The following is a 19,456-nucleotide window of genomic DNA, read 5'->3' as shown; positions in this document are numbered from 1 at the left end:
CGGAGCGGGTCAGTTCCCGCCCGCGCCGCCCCCGCCGGGGCCACCTCCGCCGGGGCCGCCCGGGGTCGCCGCGACGGTGGCCTGCGGCAGCAGGACCTGCTGGCCGTCGTCCAGGCCGGAGCGGACCTCGGTGAACTGGTCACCGACCAGGCCGGGGACGAACTGCCGGGTCACCGGGGCGCCGTCGTCGCCGGGCACGTCGACGACCGAGCGCCCGCCCTCCTGCCGGACGGCGGTGTTGGGCACCCGCAGCACCCCGTTGCGGGCCTCGGTGCGCACGTCGGCCTGTGCGGTCTGGCCGTCGCGCAGCTGGGGGTCGGTACGGTTCAGCACGACGGTCGCGTAGTAGCTCACGACGCCGGAGAGCTGCGTCGCGGTCGGCGCGACGGCCACCACGGTCGCGGGCAGGCTCACCCCGGGCAGTGCGTCGACGGTGACGTCGACCGTCTGGTTCGGCGCGACCCGGGCGGCGTCGCTCTCCTCGAACGGGACGACCAGCTGGTAGGTCTGCAGGTCGTTGAGGGTGATGAACGGGGCCCCGCCGGCCGCGGACGCGCCGCCCCCGGTGGCCCCCGCGGTGCCCGATGCCGCCGACGCCGACCCGACGGCCTGCGGGATCCGGGCGTCGGAGCCGGGGGCGAGCGCGGTCGTGGAGCTCGCGGCGGGCACGACGTCGCCGACCGCGCCGTTGATCGCGGACACGGTGCCGGCGACCGGGGCGCGCAGCAGCGTGTCGTCCAGGCCGCGCTGGGCGTCGGCGAGGGTGTTGCGGGCGTCGGCGACCACGGCGTCCTGCACCGCGACGTCGGCCGGTGCGTCGTTGTTCGCCCCGGTGAGCTGGGAGCGGGCGTCGGCGACCGCGCTCTCGGCGTTCGCGATGGAGACCCGGCCGGAGGCAGCCCCGGTGTCGCGGGTGCCCTCGGCCTGCGCCAGCGCCGTCTGGGAGGCGATGACCTGGCCCTTCGCCGTCGTCACGGCCTGCTCGTCGGCGGCGACGGCGGTGCAGGCCGGGTCGGTCGTGGCCGCGCCGAGTCCGGACCCGCCCGACGTGCCGGACCCGCCGGACAGGCCGCCGAGCAGGCCGCCGCCGGAGGACGCGGCGTCGGGCTCCGGGGTGGCCGGGTCCGGGGTGGCGGTCGCGGTGCTGCCACCGGAGCGCTTGCAGGCCCGCCGGTCGGTCTCCAGCTTCTCCTGCGCCGCGGCGAGCTGCTTGCGGTCGAAGGCCAGCTGGACCTTCGCCCGCTCGACGGCGGTGTCGTTCGCGGCGTTCTGCGCACCGACCTGGTCGCGGGTCGCGGCGAGCACCGACTCGGCCGAGCCCAGCGACGTCTGTGCGGCCTCGACGGTGTTCGCGCCGGTCAGCTTGCCCAGCGACGCCTGCTGCTGGTCCAGGGCGGCCTGCGCGGCGACGACCTTCGACCGGGCCTCGGCGTCGTCCAGCCGGGCCAGCGGCTGCCCTGCCGCGACGGTCTCGCCGACCTCGACCAGCAGCTCGGTGATCCGGCCGCCCTCGGTGAACCCGAGGTTCTGCTGGGTGATCGACACCAGCGAGCCCGACGCCGACACCCCGGTGGAGACCACACCCCGGTCGACGACGGCCGTCGGCGGCGGTTGCTCCCCGCCGCTGCAGGCCGTGAGGCCGACGAGTCCGGCGAGCAGCAGGCTGCCCGCGAGCCGCAGTCGGGTCATGAAGTGCTCCTCAGCTGCTGTCACTGGTGCCGCAGTGCGTCGATGGGCCGCATCCGTGCGGCCCGGTTGGCGGGGAAGCCGCCGGCGAGCAGCCCGATCAGCAGGCTCACCCCGAAGGCGAGCACCACCGATCCGGCCGACACCGTCGGGGCGGGGAAGTCGGGCACGAGGCGGGGCAGGACGATCCCGGCCAGCACGGACACGCCGACGCCGAGCAGGATCCCGATGACCCCGCCGATGCCGGTCAGGACCATCGCCTCGATGAGGAACTGCTGCAGGATCGCGCGGCGGCGTGCGCCGATGGCCTTGCGGATGCCGATCTCGCGGGTCCGTTCGGTCACCGTGACCAGCATGATGTTGGCGACGCCGATGCTCCCGACCAGCAGCGAGATGCCCGCGACCGCCGCGACGAAGATCGTCACGAAGCTCAGGACCTGCGAGGACTGGTCGAGCAGGCTCTGCAGCGCGGTGACGGTGTAGTCGCGGTCCTGCGGGTCGTCGATGCGGTGCCGTTCGTCGAGGATCGTGGTGACCTGCTCGACCGCCTGCGGCACCGCGTCGGTGGACACCGCCCGCACGGTGATCTGGTCGACGTCGTCGCCGCCGCCGGTCAGGTAGGCCCGCGCGGCACCCAGCGGCATGACCGCGACGTCGTCCTGCTGCCCGTTGGCCGCGAGCACGCCGATCACCCGGAACGAGGTGCGACCGATCCGCACCTCCGAGCCGAGCGCCTCGCCGGCGCGGCCGCCGAACAACGTGGCCACCGGGTTGGGGCCGAGCACCACGACCTTCGCCCGGGTCGTGGCCTGGCGGTCGTCGAAGAACGACCCGACGACGAGCTCCCGGTTGGCGATGTCGAGATAGTCGGCGTCGGCGCCGGTCACGCCGCTGCGGACGCTCCCGCCGCCGGCCAGCTGCAGCTGCGCCGAGCCGGTCACCGACGGGCTGACCGAGGCGACCGCCGGGGCGGAGGCCCGGTCGCGCAGGGCGCGGACGTCGGCGTCGGTGAGGTCGCGCGGGGTGCCGGTGCCGCTGATGCCGCCGCGGTCCGGGGTGATCTGGATCTGGTTGGCGAGCGGCCCGAACGCGTCGGCGACGAAGCGCTGCAGCCCGTTGCCGAACGCGACCAGCACGATCACCGCGGCGACCCCGATGATGATCCCGAGCATCGTCAGCAGCGACCGCAGCGGCCCGGCACGCAGGCCCCGTACCGCGATCCGCGCGGACTCCCAGATCGTCATCGGCGCTCGTCACTCACGATCCGGCCGTCGCGCAGGGTCACGACCCGCTTGGCGAACTCGGCGACCTCGGGTTCGTGGGTGATCAGCACGACCGTGCGGCCGGACTCGTTGAGCTCCACGAACAGGTTCATCACGTCGGTGGTCGAGGTGGTGTCGAGGTTCCCGGTCGGCTCGTCGGCCAGGATCATCGACGGGTCGGTGACCAGTGCGCGGGCCACCGCGACGCGCTGCTGCTGGCCGCCGGAGAGCTCGTTGGGCCGGTGGTCGCCGCGGTCGGCGAGCCCGACCCGCTCCAGCGCGCGCCGCGCCCGGCCCCGGCGGTCGCGCCCGCCGGCGTAGACCAGCGGCAGCTCCACGTTGGCCAGTGCGGTGGTGCGCGGCAGCAGGTTGAACGACTGGAAGACGAAGCCGATCTTCTGCAGCCGGATGTCGGCGAGCCGGTTGTCCGACATCCGGCCGACGTCGATGCCGTCGAGCCGGTAACTGCCGGAGCTCGGCACGTCGAGGCAGCCGAGGATGTTCATCATCGTGGACTTGCCCGAGCCGGAGGGGCCCATGATCGCGACGAGGTCGCCGTCGTCGACGCGCAGGTCCACGGAGTCGAGTGCGCGCAGCTCGAGGGCTCCGTTCCGGTAGACCTTGGAGACCCCCTCGAGTTCGATCACGATTCCGGAGATTACGCACGCCGGCATTCCGGGAATTCGTCGGGTCGACTCCGGGAATGGTGGGCAAAAATGCGTCGCCACTCGATCGAGTGAATCACATCACAGGGCCGTCACCTGCGGTTGGTTGATCAGTTTACGCGGAATCGTTGCCATTCCAGGGAGGCGACAGGGTGATCGCCCTCGACGGGGCGCGATGAATTCGTGACCATCTCGTGACCGATCCCGCCGCGAATGCGGCCGGCCCTGTCCGGCTACGGTGCCGTGGACCGAAGCCGGGAGGCCGCATGAGCGAGAGCCGACACCTGCTGGAGGGGCTCGCCGGCCCGACCGTCGCGCTGGAGGCGGTGACCCGGGCGACCCACGAGTTCACCGGGAGACAGGCCCGGCGGGCGGGGCTGCACCCGACCGACCTGTGGGCGCTGCGGCTGCTCGACGTGCACGGCTCGCTCGGGCCGACCGAGCTGGCCCGGCGGCTCGACCTGCGGCCGGCCTCGACCACCGCGCTGATCGACCGGCTCGAGGCGGCAGGTCACCTCGAGCGGGTGCCCGACCCGCACGACCGCCGCCGCGTCACCGTGCGCTCGCGGGAGGAGTCCTTCCGTGCGCGGCTCGCGCAGTGGGAGCCGGCCGTCCGGGCCCTCGACGACGTCGCCCGCCGCCTCTCCGACGACGAGGGTGCGGTCGTCGAGCGCTACCTGCGCGAGGTCGTCGCCACGCTCGACGAGCTCGGCGCCGGGTAGTCCGGGAGGCCGAACGTGTCGACCGCGCCGGTCGGCGTGGCCCCGAGCATTCCGGTGACCCGTTTCCCGGCCGGGCTCGCGACGGCCCGGAACGCGGTGCGCAGCGTCCGGATCCCGGCCCGGGTCCGCGGGTTGGCCAGCCTCAGCGGCGGGAGCTTCTGTGCCCGATCGGTCGCGGGCCGCAGCAGCTCCTCGTAGCGGCGCAGTGCGCCTGCGGTGTCGCCGGGGTGGGAGGTCAGCTCCCCGGCCAGCACGTAGGCACCGATCAGTGCCAGGCTCGTGCCCCCGCCGCCCAGTGGCGACGGGCAGTGCGCGGCGTCGCCGAGGAGCACCACCCGTCCCGAGCTCCAGCGCGGGGCCATGACCTGCCCGACGGCGTCGAAGTACATCGGGGCTCCGTCCGGCCCGTCGCCGAGCTCGCGCAGGATCCGCGGGGCGACCCAGCCCGCGGCGGCGAAGGTCCGGCGGAGGACGGTGCGGACGTCGGCGTCGCCGAGGGTCTCCAGGCCCCGCACCCCGGACAGGAAGGTCAGCATGGCGCGGGTGGTGCCCAGGTTGTCCGGGCGCAGGTGCACCCCGCGCGAGCCGGTCCCGTGGAACCAGTTCCACCAGGCGTTGTCGTCGGTGGTGCGGGGGATCGTCAGGTAGGCGCCGTACATGCCGGTCTCGCGGACCGTGACGTCGTCGAAGACCAGGTCGCGGGTGCGCGACCGCAGCCCCTCGGCGACCACGACGAGGTCGGCGGTGACGGTCGTGCCGTCGTCGAGGGCGACCCGGGCCGGGCCGTCGGCGGTGCCCCGGTCCTCGACGCCGGTGATCCGGGTGCCGAACCGGAACGTCGTGGACGCCGGCGCGGCCTCGATCAGCACCCGGGCCAGCTCCCCGCGCAGGATCTCCAGCTCGGCGGTCGGCCCGTCGGTCGGCCCGGTCGGGTCCATCGGGATCTCCGCGACGGCCCGCCCGTCGTCGCCGATCACGCGGAAGCCGACCTCCCGGGTGCCCGCGGCCCGCACCGCGTCCTCCAGCCCCATCCGTCGCAGGACCTCGCGTGCGGCGCCGCGGACGTCGACGTTGTGCCCCTCGTCGCGCCGTCGCGGCGTGCGCTCCAGGACGGTGGTGCGCCAGCCGTACGCGGCCAGGCGCAGCGCGAGCGCGGAGCCGGCGATGCCGGCGCCGGAGATGAGTGCGTGCCGGGAGGAGGTCATGGTAGTTAGATGACCGAACTACCCGGTCGGCTAAACCTGCGCGACGACCTCGTCTCCCGAGATGGAGCAGAACGCTGTGCCAGATACGATGCGGAACAGCGTTCCGGGCGGCAGGGAGTCTGTGGTGGGTGTGCAGCGGGAACCGGTGCGGTCCGACGCCCGGCGCAGTCGCGCCGCCCTGCTCGAGGCCGCCGCGGCCGAGTTCGTGACCTCGGGCGTCGACGCGCCGGTCCGGGCGATCGCCGCCCGCGCGGGGGTCGGTGTGGGCACGGTCTACCGGCACTTCCCGACCCGGCCCGACCTGGTGGTCGCCGTCTATCGGCACCAGGTCGAGAGCTGTGCCGCGGCCGCCCGGGCCTGCCTGGACGCCGGTCCGACGCCGTTCGACGCGCTCGTGGCGTGGGTCGGGGAGTTCGTCGACCTGGTCGTCACCAAGCACGGGCTGGTCGCGATGCTCGTCCACGACGACGGCCGTTCCGCCGCCCTGCACGAGCTGTTCGTGGAGCGGCTGCTGCCGGCGGCGGAGGAGATCGTCCGGGCGGCTCGGGATGCCGGGCAGCTGCCGTCCGACGTCACCACCTACGAGGTGCTGCGCGGGATCGGCAACCTGTGCTTCGGTGCCGACGCCGACCCTGCCGACCCTGCCGACGTCGACCCTGCCTACGACGCCCGGCGCGCCGTCGGCTTCTTCCTCGCCGGCCTTCGGGTTGCCTAACCGGAACATCGTTCCTCTATAGTAACGGAGGAGGCTCCGTTTCGGGGTCTCCACTCCGTCTCCCGAAGGAGCGCACCATCGTGGACTCCACGATCTCCCTCACCGTCGACGGCCGTCGCCACGAGCTGACGGTCGACACCCGCACCACCGTCCTCGACGCGCTGCGTGACCGGCTCGGCGTGACCAGCGCCAAGAAGGGCTGCGACCACGGCCAGTGCGGTGCGTGCACCGTCCTGATGGCCGGGCCCGGCGAGCAGGGGCCGGGCCGCCGCGTGCTGTCCTGCCTCTCGCTCGCCGTCGCCCACGACGACGCCGCGGTCACCACCGCCGACGGCCTCGGCGACGGGGCGGACCTGCACCCGCTCGCCGAGGCCTTCGTGACCCACGACGCCTACCAGTGCGGCTACTGCACCCCCGGCCAGATCTGCTCGGCCGTCGGGATGCTCGATGAGGCCCGCGCCGGGCACCCCAGCGCGGTCACCTCCGACCTGTCCGCCGACGGGCCCGCCGTGCTGGACCGTGCCGAGATCGCCGAGCGCCTGTCCGGGAACCTGTGCCGCTGCGCGGCCTACTCCGGCATCGTCAGCGCCGTCAGCGCCGTCAGCGCCGTGGGCACCGGAGCGGGGGCGTCGCGGTGAAGCCGTTCGCCTACACCCGCCCCGGCGACGCCGCGGCCGCCGTCGCGACCGTCGCCGCCGACCCGTCCGCCGTCTACCTGGCCGGGGGCACCAACCTCGTCGACCACCTCAAGCTGGGCGTGGCCGGCCCGGGCACGCTCGTCGACGTCACCGGGCTGCTGTCCACCGCGATCACCCCGACCGCCGACGGCGGCGTGTCCATCGGCGCGGGCGCCCGCAACACCGACGTCGCCGTGGACCCGCGGGTCCGGCGCGACTACCCGGCGCTGTCCGCGGCGCTGCTCGCCGGGGCCTCGGGGCAGCTGCGCAACATGGCGACGACCGGCGGGAACCTGCTGCAGCGCACCCGCTGCTCCTACTTCGCCGACCTCACCGCGCCCTGCACGAAGCGGGACCCGGGGCAGGGCTGCTCCGCGCAGCAGGGCTGGGCCCGCCACCACGCGATCCTCGGCGCGCCCGAGGGCGGCTGCATCGCGACCCACCCGTCGGACATGGCGGTCGCCCTGGCCGCGTTCGACGCCAGGGTGCACGTCCTCGGCCCGGACGGGGAGCGCACCGTCGCCGCGACCGAGCTGCACCGGCTGCCCGGCGACGACCCGTCCCGCGACACCGTGCTGGAGCACGGGGAGCTGATCACCTCGGTCGAGCTGCCCGCACTGCCGGTCGCCGCGCGCTCGGCCTACCGCAAGGTCCGCGACCGCGCCTCCTACGCGTTCGCGCTGGTGTCGGTGGCCGCGGCCCTCGACGTCGCCGACGACGGCACCGTCCGCGACGTGCGGATCGCCCTCGGCGGGGTCGCGCACCGGCCGTGGCGGGCGCACCGCGCCGAGCAGGCGCTGCTCGGCGGGCCCGCCACCGACGAGGCGTTCCGGGCCGCCGCGGCGGCCGAGACCGCCGACGCCCGTGCCGTGGACACCGCCGTCGGCGGCAACGCCTTCAAGATCCCGCTGGTGGCCGGGACGGTCACCGCCACCCTGCGCGGCCTCGCCGCGCACCGGACGGAGGCCGCATGACCAGCACCGTCACCCCCGGCACCGCGGGCACCGCGCACACCCGGATCGAGGGCCCCGCCAAGGTCACCGGCAACGCCGTCTACGCCTACGAGCAGGACACCGTCGCGCCGCTGCACCTGTGCGGTGTCGGCGCGACGATCGCCCGTGGCCGGGTCCGCGCGGTCGACACCGCCGCCGCGGCCGCGGTCCCCGGGGTGGTCGCGGTGCTCACCGCGGACACCGCGCCGCGGCTCGACGACGGCGCGAGCACCGAGCAGGCCGTCCTGCAGACCCGCGCCGTGCACCACCGCGGCCAGTACGTCGCCGCGGTGCTCGCCGAGACCGCCGAGGCGGCCCGGGAGGCCGCCGGCGCCGTCGTCGTCACCTACGACGCCGAGGACGCCGTCACCGCGTTCGACCCCGACTCGTCGCAGGCCTACACCCCCGAGGTGGTGGTCGCGTTCCCGCCGGACACCCGCACCGGCGACCCGGAGACGGCGTTCGCGCAGGCCCCGGTACGGATCGACGCCACCTACCGCACGCCGATCGAGTACCACCACCCGATGGAGCCGCACTCGACCGTGGCCCGCTGGGACGGCAGGCACCTCACCCTGTTCGAGGCCTCGCAGTCGGTCTGGGACGCCCGGCGCCAGGTCGCGGCGTTGTTCGGGATCGGCGACGACGTCACCGTCGTCTCGCCGCACGTCGGCGGCGGGTTCGGGACCAAGGGCGCGCTGCACGCGGGGTCGGTGCTGGCCGTGCTCGCGGCGCGGGCCGTCCCCGGCCGGTCGGTGAAGCTGTCGCTCACCCGGCGCGAGATGACCGACACCACCGGCTACCGGCCGGCGACCGTGCAGCGGGTCCGGCTCGGCGCGGGGACCGACGGTCGGCTGCACGCGCTGGCCCACGACGTCGTCGAGGGCGGGGCACGGATGGCCGAGTACGGCGAGCCGACCGCGGTGATGAGCCGGCACCTGTACGCGGCGCCGCACCGGGCGACCTCGCACCGGGTGGTGCCGTTGGACCTGTCGACGCCGACGTACATGCGCGCCCCCGGCGAGGCGCCCGGCAGCTTCGGTGCGGAGTCCGCGGTCGACGAGCTCGCCGTCGCGCTCGGGATCGACCCGGTCGAGCTGCGGATCCGCAACGAGCCCGACGTCGACCCCGACACCGGCAGGCCCTTCTCCAGCCGCAACCTGGTGGCCTGCCTGCGGCGGGGCGCCGACCGGTTCGGCTGGGCGGACCGCGACCCGCGGCCGCGCACCCGGCTCGTCGACGGCTGGTGGCACGGCACCGGTGTCGCCGCGGCGTTCTTCCCGACGTTCGCGATGCCCGGCTCCGCCGCCGCGATCCGGTACTCGGCCGACGGGACCCCCGGCGCCGGAGCGCCGGGTCGCTACCGGGTGGACATCGCCGCGTCCGACATCGGCCAGGGCGCCCGCACGGTGCTCACCCAGATCGCGGCCGAGGCGCTCGGGGTGCCACCCGCGCAGGTGGACCTGAACCTGGGCGACACCGGCCTGCCGCACGCGACCATGGCCGGGGGCTCCGCGGGCACCGCGTCCTGGGCGACGGCGATCGTCGAGGCCGCCGACCGGTTCCGCGACAAGTGGGGCACCGACCCCGAGGACGGGGCGGAGGCCGACGGCGTCGCCGGGCACAACCCGGCGATGGCCGAGTACGCGATGGGCGCGCACGGGGCGCACTTCGTCGAGGTCGCGGTGCACGCCGACACCGGCGAGATCCGGGTGCCGCGGATGCTGGGGGTGTTCGCCGCGGGACGCATCCTCAACCCGCTGACCGCCCGCTCGCAGTTCCTCGGCGGGATGGTGTGGGGGCTGTCGATGGCGCTGCACGAGGAGGGCGTCGTCGACCCGGCCCGCGGGCACGTGGTCAACCACGACCTCGCCGGCTACCACGTGGCGGCGAACGCCGACGTCGGCGACATCGACGCCGAGTGGGTCGACGAGCACGACCCGCTCGTCAACCCGGTGGGTGCCAAGGGCATCGGGGAGATCGGGATCGTCGGGGTGGCCGCGGCCGTCGCGAACGCCGCCCACCACGCCACCGGCGTGCGGGTCCGGTCGCTGCCGATCACGCTGGAGCACTTCCTGGCGGTCTGAGCGCGAGGGCCAGGACCCGCTGCGCCCGTTCGGCGAGTCGCTGCGGGTCCTGCGCCGCCGTCGCCGCCCGGAGCGCGTCGGCGTCGAGACCGTCGGGCACACCGAGGGTGAACCAGCGCTCCAGCAGGTCCACGGTCATCTCGGGGTGGAACTGCACGCCCACGCTGCGGCCGGCCAGGAACGCCTCGTGTCCGGCCCCGCTGGTCGCGAGCAGCTCCGCCCCGGGCGGCGCGACGAGCTGCTCGGCGTTCCAGCAGAACCACGGTCCGGCCGGGAGGCGGTCGTCGACCGGGTCGACCGGGTGCCATCCGATCCGGGCGGCCGGCAGCGTCGTCCGGCCGCCGCCGAGGGCCTCGGCGAGGAGCTGGGCACCGAAGCAGACCGCGAGGACGGGCACGCCGGCGTCGTGCGCGGCACGCAGGAAGTCGACCTCGCGGCCCGCCCACCCGGCGATCCGCTCCCGCGGCCACGGCGCGCCGAGGGTGACCACCAGGTCGGCCCCGGCGGGGTCGGGGAACCGGGTGTCGACGTCCGGGGTGTCGTACCGGGACGCGGGCACCACCGTCGTCCACTCCGGACGGACGCCGTGTCGTTCCAGGGCCGGGCCGAGCAGCCCGAGCCCGGCGACGTGGTCGTGGCCGATCACGATGGCGCGCACCGGCCCACCCTGCCACCGGCCGGGTTTGTGCCGCACGGCCGCGGGTAGCCCTCGTCCGGCCCGCGCCCGTGTGCGCACGGCGCCACCCCCGGACTCCACCGCGTTCCCCGCGGCCGACGGGTGGTCAGGGCCCTCGCGGTCGAACAGCCGGCCCCGCTTCCCACACCACCTGCACGACCGACGGAGCCGTCGTTGATCCCGCACCACCCGAACTCCCCGGCCTCCCTGTTCACCGAGGGATTGCGCCACCGCATGCGACTGGCCTGGCGGGCCGGCGCCGCGGCCGGCGCGGCCTGGTACCTCGCCACCCTCGTCCCCGGTGTGCTCGGCCAGTACCCCTACTACGCGCCGCTCGGCGCCCTGCTCGTCTGCTACCCGACCGTCTTCGACTCGCTGCGCCAGAGCCTGTTCGCGGTGCTCGCCTCCGGCATCGGTGTCGGTCTCGGTGCCACCGCACTGCACCTGGGCGGGGCCCGGTGGTGGGCGGTGGCCGTCGCCGTCCTGGCCGGGATCGCGGCGGGCGCGGTGCCCGTGCTGGCCGCGGCGCGGGACCTGATCCCCACGGCGGCGCTGTTCACCATCCTCATCGGGGCCGCCGACCCGTCCGGGTTCATGGCCGGCTACCTCGGCCAGACCCTGCTCGGTGTACTGGTCGGGATCGCGGTCACCCTGGCCCTGCCACCCCCGCCGCAGAACGCCCGCGCGCACCGTGTCGTGACGCGGCTGCGCGACGGCATCGCCGACCACCTGCAGGAAATGGCGGAGGTCCTGGCCGAACGGTGGCCACCCGAGCGCGAGGAGTGGACACGCCACCGCCACGACTTCGAGCCGCTGATCGACGCGACGCGGGAGGCGGTCCGCTCCGCCGACGCGGGCCGGCGCGCCAACCTGCGGGCACGCGCCTACCGGGCCCGCGGACAGCAGCTCTACGAGGCCGCGCAGACCCTGGAACAGCTCGCGGTGCTCGTCCGCGACATCAGCACGGTCCTGGCCCAGACGGCGTGGGCCGAGCGCACCGTCCTGGTCCTCGACCCGGAGCTGCGCACCCCGGTCGCGGAGGCGATGGCGGACCTGGCCACCGCGATCCGGTCGGCGGAGCTGGCGCACCTGACCCGCGGTCCCGCCCGATCCGGGCTCGACGGGCACCGCCGACACCTGGCCGCCGCCCGCGAGGCGCTGGACCGCGTCACCGACCGGCTCGACTCGCAGCGCGCGGGCTGGGAGGACAGCCTCGCCGCGTCGGGGATCGTGCTGCACCTGCGGCGGTGCCTGGACCACCTGCACGCCGGCCCGGCCGACCGCAGCCCGGATCTGCATCCGGCCGGCCGATGACGTGTGGGCGGCCGCCGACCGGGTATGCCAGGACCATGCCGGCACTCGTACCCGGGGCGTACGCCGGCCCAGGTCCTGTCGGTTGAGATCCTGCAGCCGGCGGGGCCGCCCCCCGGACACCGAGGAGCGGCAGATGACGGCACGGCGGTCGCCCTGGACCGACGAGCTGTCACAGCGGCCCTCCGGGGAGTTCCGTGCCGACGCCGACGCCGCCCGCGCCCCCGAGGAGCTGGCCGGCGTCATGGCCGGGCTGTCCCGGCACTTCTACCGTGCCCAGGACGCCACCGACGCCTGCGAGCGTGTGATCGAGGCCTGCACCGGCCTCGTGGAGGGCTGCACCCACGCGACGCTGACCCTCACCACGGGCGGCCGGATCGTCACCCCGGCGAGCACCGGCCCGTCCGCGCAGATCCTCGACGACCTGCAGCGTGAGCTGGGCGAGGGTCCGTGCCTGCAGGCGATCCGCGCCGACCGCAACGTCGTGTCGGCGGATCTGGAGCACGACCCGCGCTGGCCCCGGTTCGGCCCGGCCGCCGCGCGCCGGGGGATCGGCTCGGTGGTGGCGTCGCGGCTGTTCACCGACGACCGCACCACCGGCGCCCTGAACGTCTTCGGCGCCGCCGGCGCGTTCGACACCGCCGCGCAGGACCGGATCGCGGTGCTGGCCGCGCACGCCGCCGTCGCCATCGACGCCGCACGCACGCGGGAGAACCTGCACGAGGCCGTCCGGAGCAGGCAGGTGATCGGCGAGGCGATCGGTATCCTGCGGGAGCGCTACGGGATCACCTCGGAGCAGGCCTTCGACCGGCTCACCCGCGCCTCGCAGCACCTCAACATCAAGCTCCGCTCGATCGCCGAGCACCTGGCCCGCGACCCCGCGGCCGGCGGGGTCACACCGCCAGCGGACGGAACCGGCGCAGCCGCAGACTGTTGAGCACCACGCACACCGAGCTGAACGCCATCGCCGCACCCGCGATCATCGGGTTGAGCAGCCCGAACGCGGCCAGCGGGATCGCGGCCGTGTTGTAGGCGAACGCCCAGAACAGGTTGCCCCGGATCGTGCCCAGCGTGCGCCGGGACAGCCGGACGGCGTCGGCCGCGGCCCGCAGGTCGCCCCGGACCAGGGTGATGTCCGACGCCTCGATCGCCACGTCGGTGCCGGTGCCCATGGCCAGGCCCAGGTCGGCCCGGGCCAGCGCGGCCGCGTCGTTCACCCCGTCGCCGACCATCGCGACGACCCGGCCCTGCTCCTGCAGCCGCGTCACGACGGCGAGCTTGTCCGCGGGCAGCACGTCGGCGACGACGGTCTCCGGGCCGGGCTCGATGCCGACCTCACGGGCGACGGTCTCGGCGACGGCACGGTTGTCCCCGGTGAGCAGCACCGGGCGCAGCCCGAGCCTGCGGAACTCCGCGATCGCCTCCGCCGACGTCGGCTTCACGGTGTCGGCGACGACGAGCACGGCGCGGGCGGCCCCGTCCCAGGCGACGGCGACCGTCGTGCGGCCCCGTGCGGCCTCGTCCGCGGCGACCGCGGCGAGGTCGTCGGACAGCGGGACCGACCACTGCTCGAGCAGCCGCGGGCGGCCGACGAGCACGGCGTGACCGTCGACGACGCCCTGCACGCCGAGACCCTCGTGGTTGGTGAAGTCGGAGACGGCGGGCAGGTCACCGACCCGCTCGGTGGCGGCCCCGGCGATCGCGGCGGCCACCGGATGCTCCGAGGCGCGCTCCAGCGCTCCGGCGAGGCGCAGCACGGTCGCCTCGTCGGTGTCGTCGGCGGTGTGCACATCGGTCAGCGCCATGGTGCCGGTGGTGACGGTGCCGGTCTTGTCGAGCACGACGGTGTCGACCCGGCGCGTCGACTCCAGGATCTCCGGGCCCTTGATCAGGATGCCGGTCTGGGCGCCGCGGCCGGTGCCGACGAGCAGCGCGGTCGGTGTGGCCAGCCCGAGCGCGCACGGGCAGGCGATGATCAGCACGGCGACGGCCGCGGTGAACGCGGTCGAGGCCGGGGCGCCGGTGAGGATCCAGGCCAGCAGCGTCGCGGCGGCGATCACGGCGACGACCGGCACGAACACCGCGGAGATCCGGTCGGCGAGGCGCTGCACCTCGGCCTTGCCGTTCTGCGCCTCCTCGACCAGCCGCGCCATCTGCGCGAGCGCGGTGTCCGAGCCGACCCGGGTGGCCCGCACGACGAGCCGCCCGCCGGAGTTCACGCACCCGCCGACGACGGTGTCACCGGCCCGGACCTCGACCGGCACCGACTCGCCGGTGAGCATCGAGACGTCGACCGCCGAGCGGCCGTCGACGACCTCGCCGTCGGTGGCGACCTTCTCCCCGGGGCGCACGACGAACTCCTCGCCCACCGTGAGCTCGTCGACGGCGACGCGGACCTCGGCGCCGTCGCGGAGCACCGTCACGTCCTTCGCGCCCATCTGCAGCAGCGCGCGCAGCGCGGCGCCGGCCCGGCGGCGGGAGCGGAGCTCGACGTAGCGACCGGCCAGCACGAACGTGACGACCGCGGCGACGACCTCCAGGTAGATGTTCCCGCTGCCGTCGGTACGCGAGATCGTCAGCTCGAAGGGGTGCACCATGCCGGGCATCCCGGCGGTGCCGAGGAACAGCGCGTAGAGCGACCAGGCGAGCGCGGCCGTCGTCCCCATCGAGACGAGGGTGTCCATCGTGGCGGCGCCGTGACGCAGGTTCGTCCAGGCGGCCCGGTGGAACGGCGCCCCGGCCCAGCCCCACACCGGCAGGGTGAGCAGCAGCGAGGCCCACTGCCAGCCGACGAACTGCCACGCGGGCGTCATCGCGAGGACGACGACCGGCACCGACAGCACGACGGCGCCGATCAGCCGGTTCCGCAGGTCGCGCAGGTCGCGTTCGGGGTCCGGGTCGGGCTCGGCGCTCGGCGGGGTGGCGGTGTAGCCGGCCGCCTCGACGGTCCCGAGCAGGGTGTCGAGCCCGACGCCGCCGGGGGCGCTGATCCGCGCCTTCTCGGTGGCGTAGTTGACGGTGGCGGTGACGCCGTCGAGCTTGTTGAGCTTGCGCTCGATGCGGTTCGCGCAGGACGCGCAGGTCATGCCGCCGACGGCGAGCTCGATCTCGGTGACGGTGCCGGCTGTGCTGCCCGGGCCGGCTGTGCCGGCTGTGCTGGCTACGCTGCCTGGGCCGCTCTCGGCGACGGTCCCGGTCGCGGCTGCGCGGGGCAGGGCGGTGACGGGTCCGTGGGCCGGGGACGTGTCGCTCATGGTCGGTCCTCCGGGGCGACCCGGCGCGGGTGGCGGTCGCGACCCGCGCCGGGTGGGTGGTCGGGTGGGGTGCTCAGACGAGCTGGTAGCCCGCCTCGCGCACGGCGTCGCGGACGGCCTCGGTGGAGACCTCGTCGTCGCTGGTGACGGTGACGGCGCCGGTCGGCAGGTCGACGGCCACGTCGGTGACGCCGGCGATCTCGCTGATCTCCTCGGTGACCGAGGCGACGCAGTGCTGGCAGGTCATGCCGGTGACGGTGTAGCTGGCGGTGCTCATCGTGCTCTCTCCTGTGCGGGGTTCGGCGCCATCGGGGTCCGGCGCCATCGGGGTCAGGATCGGACCAGCCGGGCGATCGCCGCGCTGGCCTCCTGGATCTTCTCCTCGGCGACGGGGCCGCCCTCGGCGGCGGCGTCGGCGACGCAGTGCTTCAGGTGCTCGTCGAGCAGGCCCAGCGCGACGGCCTCCAGGGCCTTGTTGACCGCGGCGACCTGGGTCAGCACGTCGATGCAGTACTTGTCCGACTCGATCATCTTCGTGATGCCGCGGACCTGGCCCTCGATCCGGCGCATCCGCTTGACGTGCGCGTCCTTGGTGTCGGCGTAGCCGGGCATCGCGTCCTCCTCGGGGTCCACCGCGACCATACCCCTAGGGGGTAGTGGTATCCACCCCGCCGGTACGGTCGAGGTGTGACGGACCGGACCCGGCTGCTCGTGCTCGTGCTGCCGGTGCTGCTCGGGCTGCTGGGGATGCACGCGCTCGCGGCGCCATCCGCGCACTCCGGTGTACACGACCGTCCCGCGGGCACGCCGCACGCCGCCCCGCACCCCGCACTGCACTCCGCCTCGCACTCCGCACTGCACTCGGCACTGCACGATGGGCCGGCCCGCGCCGCCGCGGTACCGGCGCACCCCGTCCCGGACGGCGCGTCGGCGGGGGCCACACGTCCCGGTCCCCACGGATCGTCGCACGACGGGGCCGCGCACCTGCTGCACCTGTGCCTGGCCGTGCTCGTGGCCGGGGTCGTCCTCGCCGCGGCGGTGCTGCTGTCCGGGGGGGGGGGGGGGGGGGGGGGGGGGGGGGGCTGCCGGCGTCGCGGGGGCCGGTCGGCCCGGGGCGCCCGCGGACCGGACCGACCGGCCGCTCGCCCCCGGTCCCACGGCGGCTCGCGCTGCTCTGCGTGTCGCGGACGTGACCGGCCTCCGGCGCGGGAGAGCGCCGGAGCCGCCGAGCACCCACGACACGGGAGTACCGACACATGACACACACGAACGTGGCGCTCGCCGCCACGGCACTGACCGCTGCCCTCGTCCTGACCGGCTGCGCCGGCGGAGCCGCGTCCGCACCGCCGGTCGCGTCGTCGAGCAGCGCCGACGTCACCTTCGCCCAGGGCATGATCCCGCACCACGAACAGGCGATCGCGATGGCACGGCTCGCCGACGGCCGCGCCGGGGCCCGCGTGGGCGCCCTCGCCGACCGGATCGAGGCCGCCCAGGGCCCGGAGATCGGGCAGCTCCAGGGGTTCCTGGCCGACTGGGGCGCCGCGCCCGCCGCGGACCCCCACGCCGGTCACGGTGACATGGCCGGGATGACGGGGATGATGTCCGACGAGCAGATGGCCGGGCTGGAACGCGCGTCCGGCGCCGCGTTCGACCGGTCGTTCCTCGAGATGATGATCGCCCACCACGAGGGTGCGGTGACCATGGCCCGCGCCGAGCTCGACGCCGGGGTGGACCCGCGGGCACGGGAGGTGGCGCAGCGGATCCTCGACACGCAGCAGGCGGAGATCGCGGAGATGCGGGCGCTGCTGGGCTGAGCGGAGATCGTCGCGACTGAGGGATCCGGTGCCGGGAACGGCACCGGACCGCTCGGTCGTGACGATCATCGTCGCGGCGTCAGCTGAACGAGATGTGCACGTGGTCCATGTGGTTCGCCGTCGCCCCGCCCCGGTCCTCCTGGGCCGTCCAGCCGCTGCCGGTGTCGATGCGCTGCCGCCAGATGATGTAGGAGATCCCGAGCTCGTCCCGGTGCTGCTGGGCGTAGGCGGCGAGCCGGTCGCCCGTCGCCCGGTCGACCATGAAGTCCAGGGCCTTGCCGCTCGGGTGGTCGGAGGCGTTGCCGCGGCTGCCGATGCCCAGCACGGAGTCGACGCCGAACAGGCAGCGCAGCTTCTCCCCGGCCCTCGCCACGTTCGCGGCGACGCCCTCCATGCCCGCGGTGCCCAGGGCACACGTGGGGGAGCCGGTCGGGCCGCCGGCCGAGGGTGCGTCGGCGGCCCCGGCGGAGGAGCGCGCGGAGTCGGCGGCGCGGGCGGCCGCCTCCCGTGCCTCGCGGGCGGCGGCCCGGGCGCGCTCGCGCGCCTCGTCGCGGGCGGTCACCGCGGAGCCGACCGCACCGTTCGCGGCGCCGACGATCGCGTCGACGTCGACCGGGGGCGGCGGCTCGGCCAGCGACCGCGCCGTCCCGGAGTGTGCCGACGGCGCCGCGGTGGCCGCGTCGGTCGGCGACGCGTCCGCGGCCGGGGAGCTGAAGGCCTGCAGCGCGAGGTCGTCGACCCGGGGGAGTCCGCCGCCGGTCGCGGCGTGCGCGGCGACGAGTCCGCCGCCCGCGAGCGCGGAGGTGAGGACCTGCAGGGTGCGGGCCCGGCCCGCGCGGCGGTGCCTCCCGCCCCGCTCCGGGCCGACGTCACGGGTGACGACGGTCGTCGACGGCAACGGTCGGCTCGGGTCGGCCCGGCTCGGGGAGCGCCGGGCCGCCACGGAGCCGGGGATGTTCCTCGGCACGCAGGGCGTCCTTCCTCGTCGGAGACGGCTGCGCCCGGATGCCTGGGGAGCGGGGCGCGCGGGTCCTGCTGGGGATCAGGACCGTGACCGTTCCGTGATCGACCGTACGGACCGGGTTGCCGACGCGGGGTCGGTCCGCGACCACCGGCCGTCGCGGTGCTGCGAGTGGCGGGCGGCTCGGCCGGAAGGATCAGCGGCGATCCGCCGGTTGCCGAGGTGGTCAGGCGTCCTGGACGTCCCAGGTGCCCGCGGCGTAGTCGAGGGTGACCCGCAGCGCTCCGCCGTCCCCGTGGCCGCCGTCGCCGTGACTGACGTAGACGAGCCGGTCGTCGGTGGCCTCGGCCACCTCGGTCCGCGCGTCGTACAGCCAGGGATGGCGCCGGCGTAGCCCGATCAGCTCCTGGTGCACCGCGAGGACGTGCGGGTCGGCGCCGTCGGGGAACGACCCGTCGGCGGGGAACTCGGGGCGGACCGCGTCGTCGCCGCCTGCCCGCTCCTCCTTGACCCCGGTCAGGCCGAGCTCGTCGCCGGCGTAGACCGAGGGGGTGCCGCCGACGGTGCACAGCACGGCCACGGCCAGCTCGATGTGGCGGCGGTCGTGCAGCTGCGACGCGAGCCGGGTGACGTCGTGGTTGCCGAGGAAGGTGTTCGGCACCGCGGCGGCGACGAACCGGTCGTGGCGCTGCAGCGCCCACGCCAGCTCGTGCGGGTTGCCGTCGTTGAGGCTCGACCAGACCGCCTTCCACAGCTCGTACTGGGTGAGCGCGTCGATCGTGGTGGCGGCGGTGACCGCGTCGTGCTCGCCGTGGATGACCTCGCCGAGGAACCAGGCGCCCGGGTGGCGTGCGCGGACGCGGGGGAGGACGTCGGCCCAGAAGTCGTCGGGGACGGTGTACGCGGCGTCGAGCCGCCACCCGTCGGCGCCGCGGTCGAGCCAGTGGCAGAGCACGTCCACGACGTGGTCGCGCACCGCGGGGTTGTCGTGGTCGAGGGTGTGCAGGCCGGGGTGGCCCTCGAAGACGGCGATCTCCCCGTCGTCGGTGTGCCGGAACCAGGCGTCGTCCGGCCCGCCGGGGTCGGCGCGGGCGGCGAGCAGCCTGGGGTGCTCGGGCCCGACGTGGTTGAAGACGCCGTCGAGCAGGATCCGCAGGCCGCGCCCCTTCGCCTCGGCGACGAGCGCGTCGAAGTCGGCGCCCGAGCCCAGGCGCGGGTCGATCCGCAGGTGGTCGGTGGTGTCGTAGCCGTGGGTGGCCGAGGCGAACACCGGGCCGAGCAGCAGTCCGTTCGCCCCCAGCGCGACCGCGTGGTCGAGCCAGCCGATGATCCGCCGCAGCGAGTGGTCCGCCCCGTCGCCACGGTCGGGGTGGGCCCCGGTGAACCCCAGCGGGTACACGTGCCACCAGATCGCGTGCCGTACCCAGTCCAT

At 75.2% G+C, this 19,456-nt stretch carries 18 protein-coding genes; 8 read left to right on the top strand and 10 right to left on the bottom strand.

Annotated elements, in window-relative coordinates; all coding sequences use genetic code 11:
- Positions 1 to 9: 9 nt before the first annotated feature.
- The 3 genes from Ae717Ps2_RS40075 to Ae717Ps2_RS18950 are packed head-to-tail and all read right to left on the bottom strand — an operon-like array spanning position 10 to position 3,622.
- The gene (locus Ae717Ps2_RS40075) at positions 10 to 1,689 is read right to left on the bottom strand and encodes an HlyD family efflux transporter periplasmic adaptor subunit (RefSeq protein ID WP_075333673.1); all 1,680 of its coding nucleotides are present in this window, start codon (positions 1,687 to 1,689) and stop codon (positions 10 to 12) included.
- A 20-nt stretch (positions 1,690 to 1,709) separates the two neighbouring features.
- On the bottom strand, positions 1,710 to 2,930 hold the full coding sequence (locus Ae717Ps2_RS18955; protein ID WP_020622710.1) for an ABC transporter permease: 1,221 nt from the start codon (positions 2,928 to 2,930) through the stop codon (positions 1,710 to 1,712).
- Positions 2,927 to 3,622 carry an ABC transporter ATP-binding protein gene (locus Ae717Ps2_RS18950; RefSeq protein ID WP_075554119.1) on the bottom strand — a complete coding sequence of 232 codons (696 nt, stop codon included), beginning with the start codon at positions 3,620 to 3,622 and terminating at the stop codon, positions 2,927 to 2,929. Before Ae717Ps2_RS18950 ends, Ae717Ps2_RS18955 begins: the two co-directional genes overlap by 4 nt.
- 257 nt (positions 3,623 to 3,879) lie before the next feature.
- Between Ae717Ps2_RS18950 and Ae717Ps2_RS18945 the strand changes: the two genes are divergently transcribed.
- Positions 3,880 to 4,335: a MarR family winged helix-turn-helix transcriptional regulator gene (locus Ae717Ps2_RS18945; RefSeq protein ID WP_075311011.1), complete on the top strand. Its 456-nt coding sequence runs from the start codon at positions 3,880 to 3,882 to the stop codon at positions 4,333 to 4,335.
- On the opposite strand, the gene Ae717Ps2_RS18940 is transcribed toward Ae717Ps2_RS18945, so the two are convergent.
- Positions 4,287 to 5,540: an FAD-dependent monooxygenase gene (locus Ae717Ps2_RS18940; protein ID WP_075333672.1), complete on the bottom strand. Its 1,254-nt coding sequence runs from the start codon at positions 5,538 to 5,540 to the stop codon at positions 4,287 to 4,289. The two genes, Ae717Ps2_RS18945 and Ae717Ps2_RS18940, sit on opposite strands and share 49 nt — an antisense overlap.
- A 124-nt stretch (positions 5,541 to 5,664) precedes the next feature.
- Here Ae717Ps2_RS18940 and Ae717Ps2_RS18935 point away from each other — a divergent pair, with 124 nt between their 5' ends.
- The 4 genes from Ae717Ps2_RS18935 to Ae717Ps2_RS18920 all read left to right on the top strand — a co-directional run bounded on the left by Ae717Ps2_RS18935 (position 5,665) and on the right by Ae717Ps2_RS18920 (position 10,008).
- Positions 5,665 to 6,255, top strand: a complete 591-nt coding sequence (locus tag Ae717Ps2_RS18935) for a TetR/AcrR family transcriptional regulator (protein ID WP_198932211.1) — start codon at positions 5,665 to 5,667, stop codon at positions 6,253 to 6,255.
- Between the two features lie 80 nt (positions 6,256 to 6,335).
- Complete coding sequence (locus Ae717Ps2_RS18930) at positions 6,336 to 6,893, top strand: 2Fe-2S iron-sulfur cluster-binding protein (protein WP_075333670.1); 558 nt, start codon at positions 6,336 to 6,338, stop codon at positions 6,891 to 6,893.
- Positions 6,890 to 7,906, top strand: a complete 1,017-nt coding sequence (locus Ae717Ps2_RS18925) for a xanthine dehydrogenase family protein subunit M (protein ID WP_075311030.1) — start codon at positions 6,890 to 6,892, stop codon at positions 7,904 to 7,906. Before Ae717Ps2_RS18930 ends, Ae717Ps2_RS18925 begins: the two co-directional genes overlap by 4 nt.
- Positions 7,903 to 10,008, top strand: coding sequence for a xanthine dehydrogenase family protein molybdopterin-binding subunit (locus Ae717Ps2_RS18920; protein WP_075333669.1), 2,106 nt, complete (start codon positions 7,903 to 7,905; stop codon positions 10,006 to 10,008). Before Ae717Ps2_RS18925 ends, Ae717Ps2_RS18920 begins: the two co-directional genes overlap by 4 nt.
- On the opposite strand, the gene Ae717Ps2_RS18915 is transcribed toward Ae717Ps2_RS18920, so the two are convergent.
- The gene (locus Ae717Ps2_RS18915) at positions 9,980 to 10,666 is read right to left on the bottom strand and encodes a type 1 glutamine amidotransferase (protein WP_075311034.1); all 687 of its coding nucleotides are present in this window, start codon (positions 10,664 to 10,666) and stop codon (positions 9,980 to 9,982) included. The two genes, Ae717Ps2_RS18920 and Ae717Ps2_RS18915, sit on opposite strands and share 29 nt — an antisense overlap.
- A 192-nt stretch (positions 10,667 to 10,858) precedes the next feature.
- Between Ae717Ps2_RS18915 and Ae717Ps2_RS18910 the strand changes: the two genes are divergently transcribed.
- Both Ae717Ps2_RS18910 and Ae717Ps2_RS18905 read left to right on the top strand, forming a co-directional pair.
- The gene (locus tag Ae717Ps2_RS18910; protein ID WP_075333668.1) at positions 10,859 to 11,998 is read left to right on the top strand and encodes an aromatic acid exporter family protein; all 1,140 of its coding nucleotides are present in this window, start codon (positions 10,859 to 10,861) and stop codon (positions 11,996 to 11,998) included.
- 133 nt (positions 11,999 to 12,131) lie between these two features.
- A complete protein-coding gene (locus tag Ae717Ps2_RS18905) occupies positions 12,132 to 12,932 on the top strand; it encodes a GAF and ANTAR domain-containing protein (RefSeq protein WP_075311038.1) in 801 nt (266 codons plus the stop codon).
- On the opposite strand, the gene Ae717Ps2_RS18900 is transcribed toward Ae717Ps2_RS18905, so the two are convergent.
- From Ae717Ps2_RS18900 to Ae717Ps2_RS18890, 3 genes are all read right to left on the bottom strand, one after another.
- A complete protein-coding gene (locus tag Ae717Ps2_RS18900) occupies positions 12,889 to 15,081 on the bottom strand; it encodes a cation-translocating P-type ATPase (RefSeq protein ID WP_139320271.1) in 2,193 nt (730 codons plus the stop codon). The genes Ae717Ps2_RS18905 and Ae717Ps2_RS18900 overlap by 44 nt on opposite strands.
- A gap of 241 nt (positions 15,082 to 15,322) precedes the next feature.
- Positions 15,323 to 15,526 carry a heavy-metal-associated domain-containing protein gene (locus tag Ae717Ps2_RS18895; RefSeq protein WP_020623949.1) on the bottom strand — a complete coding sequence of 68 codons (204 nt, stop codon included), beginning with the start codon at positions 15,524 to 15,526 and terminating at the stop codon, positions 15,323 to 15,325.
- A 53-nt stretch (positions 15,527 to 15,579) separates the two neighbouring features.
- On the bottom strand, positions 15,580 to 15,861 hold the full coding sequence (locus Ae717Ps2_RS18890) for a metal-sensitive transcriptional regulator (protein ID WP_043278418.1): 282 nt from the start codon (positions 15,859 to 15,861) through the stop codon (positions 15,580 to 15,582).
- Between the two features lie 644 nt (positions 15,862 to 16,505).
- Here Ae717Ps2_RS18890 and Ae717Ps2_RS18880 point away from each other — a divergent pair.
- Positions 16,506 to 17,063, top strand: a complete 558-nt coding sequence (locus Ae717Ps2_RS18880; protein WP_075311042.1) for a DUF305 domain-containing protein — start codon at positions 16,506 to 16,508, stop codon at positions 17,061 to 17,063.
- A gap of 79 nt (positions 17,064 to 17,142) precedes the next feature.
- On the opposite strand, the gene Ae717Ps2_RS39200 is transcribed toward Ae717Ps2_RS18880, so the two are convergent.
- Both Ae717Ps2_RS39200 and Ae717Ps2_RS18870 read right to left on the bottom strand, forming a co-directional pair.
- The gene (locus tag Ae717Ps2_RS39200; RefSeq protein WP_233147625.1) at positions 17,143 to 18,030 is read right to left on the bottom strand and encodes a hypothetical protein; all 888 of its coding nucleotides are present in this window, start codon (positions 18,028 to 18,030) and stop codon (positions 17,143 to 17,145) included.
- 220 nt (positions 18,031 to 18,250) lie between these two features.
- A complete protein-coding gene (locus Ae717Ps2_RS18870; RefSeq protein ID WP_075311044.1) occupies positions 18,251 to 19,456 on the bottom strand; it encodes an alpha-amylase family glycosyl hydrolase in 1,206 nt (401 codons plus the stop codon).

Source organism: Pseudonocardia sp. Ae717_Ps2 (assembly GCF_001932475.1).
Taxonomy (GTDB): Bacteria; Actinomycetota; Actinomycetes; order Mycobacteriales; family Pseudonocardiaceae; genus Pseudonocardia.
Note: the sequence above shows the minus strand (reverse complement) of the source record. Positions and strands in the feature narration are given on the sequence as shown.

What these genes read in the sequence shown, in the direction of transcription:
- Ae717Ps2_RS18955 (WP_020622710.1), bottom strand. Translation starts at nt 2,930, where the DNA reads ATGACGATCTGGGAGTCCGCGCGGATCGCGGTACGGGGCCTGCGTGCC.
- Ae717Ps2_RS18880 (WP_075311042.1), top strand. Translation starts at nt 16,506, where the DNA reads ATGACACACACGAACGTGGCGCTCGCCGCCACGGCACTGACCGCTGCC.
- Ae717Ps2_RS40075 (WP_075333673.1), bottom strand. Translation starts at nt 1,689, where the DNA reads ATGACCCGACTGCGGCTCGCGGGCAGCCTGCTGCTCGCCGGACTCGTC.
- Ae717Ps2_RS18950 (WP_075554119.1), bottom strand. Translation starts at nt 3,622, where the DNA reads ATGCCGGCGTGCGTAATCTCCGGAATCGTGATCGAACTCGAGGGGGTC.
- Ae717Ps2_RS18940 (WP_075333672.1), bottom strand. Translation starts at nt 5,540, where the DNA reads ATGACCTCCTCCCGGCACGCACTCATCTCCGGCGCCGGCATCGCCGGC.
- Ae717Ps2_RS18920 (WP_075333669.1), top strand. Translation starts at nt 7,903, where the DNA reads ATGACCAGCACCGTCACCCCCGGCACCGCGGGCACCGCGCACACCCGG.
- Ae717Ps2_RS18895 (WP_020623949.1), bottom strand. Translation starts at nt 15,526, where the DNA reads ATGAGCACCGCCAGCTACACCGTCACCGGCATGACCTGCCAGCACTGC.
- Ae717Ps2_RS18900 (WP_139320271.1), bottom strand. Translation starts at nt 15,081, where the DNA reads ATGACCTGCGCGTCCTGCGCGAACCGCATCGAGCGCAAGCTCAACAAG.
- Ae717Ps2_RS18890 (WP_043278418.1), bottom strand. Translation starts at nt 15,861, where the DNA reads ATGCCCGGCTACGCCGACACCAAGGACGCGCACGTCAAGCGGATGCGC.
- Ae717Ps2_RS18905 (WP_075311038.1), top strand. Translation starts at nt 12,132, where the DNA reads ATGACGGCACGGCGGTCGCCCTGGACCGACGAGCTGTCACAGCGGCCC.
- Ae717Ps2_RS18945 (WP_075311011.1), top strand. Translation starts at nt 3,880, where the DNA reads ATGAGCGAGAGCCGACACCTGCTGGAGGGGCTCGCCGGCCCGACCGTC.
- Ae717Ps2_RS18870 (WP_075311044.1), bottom strand. Translation starts at nt 19,456, where the DNA reads ATGGACTGGGTACGGCACGCGATCTGGTGGCACGTGTACCCGCTGGGG.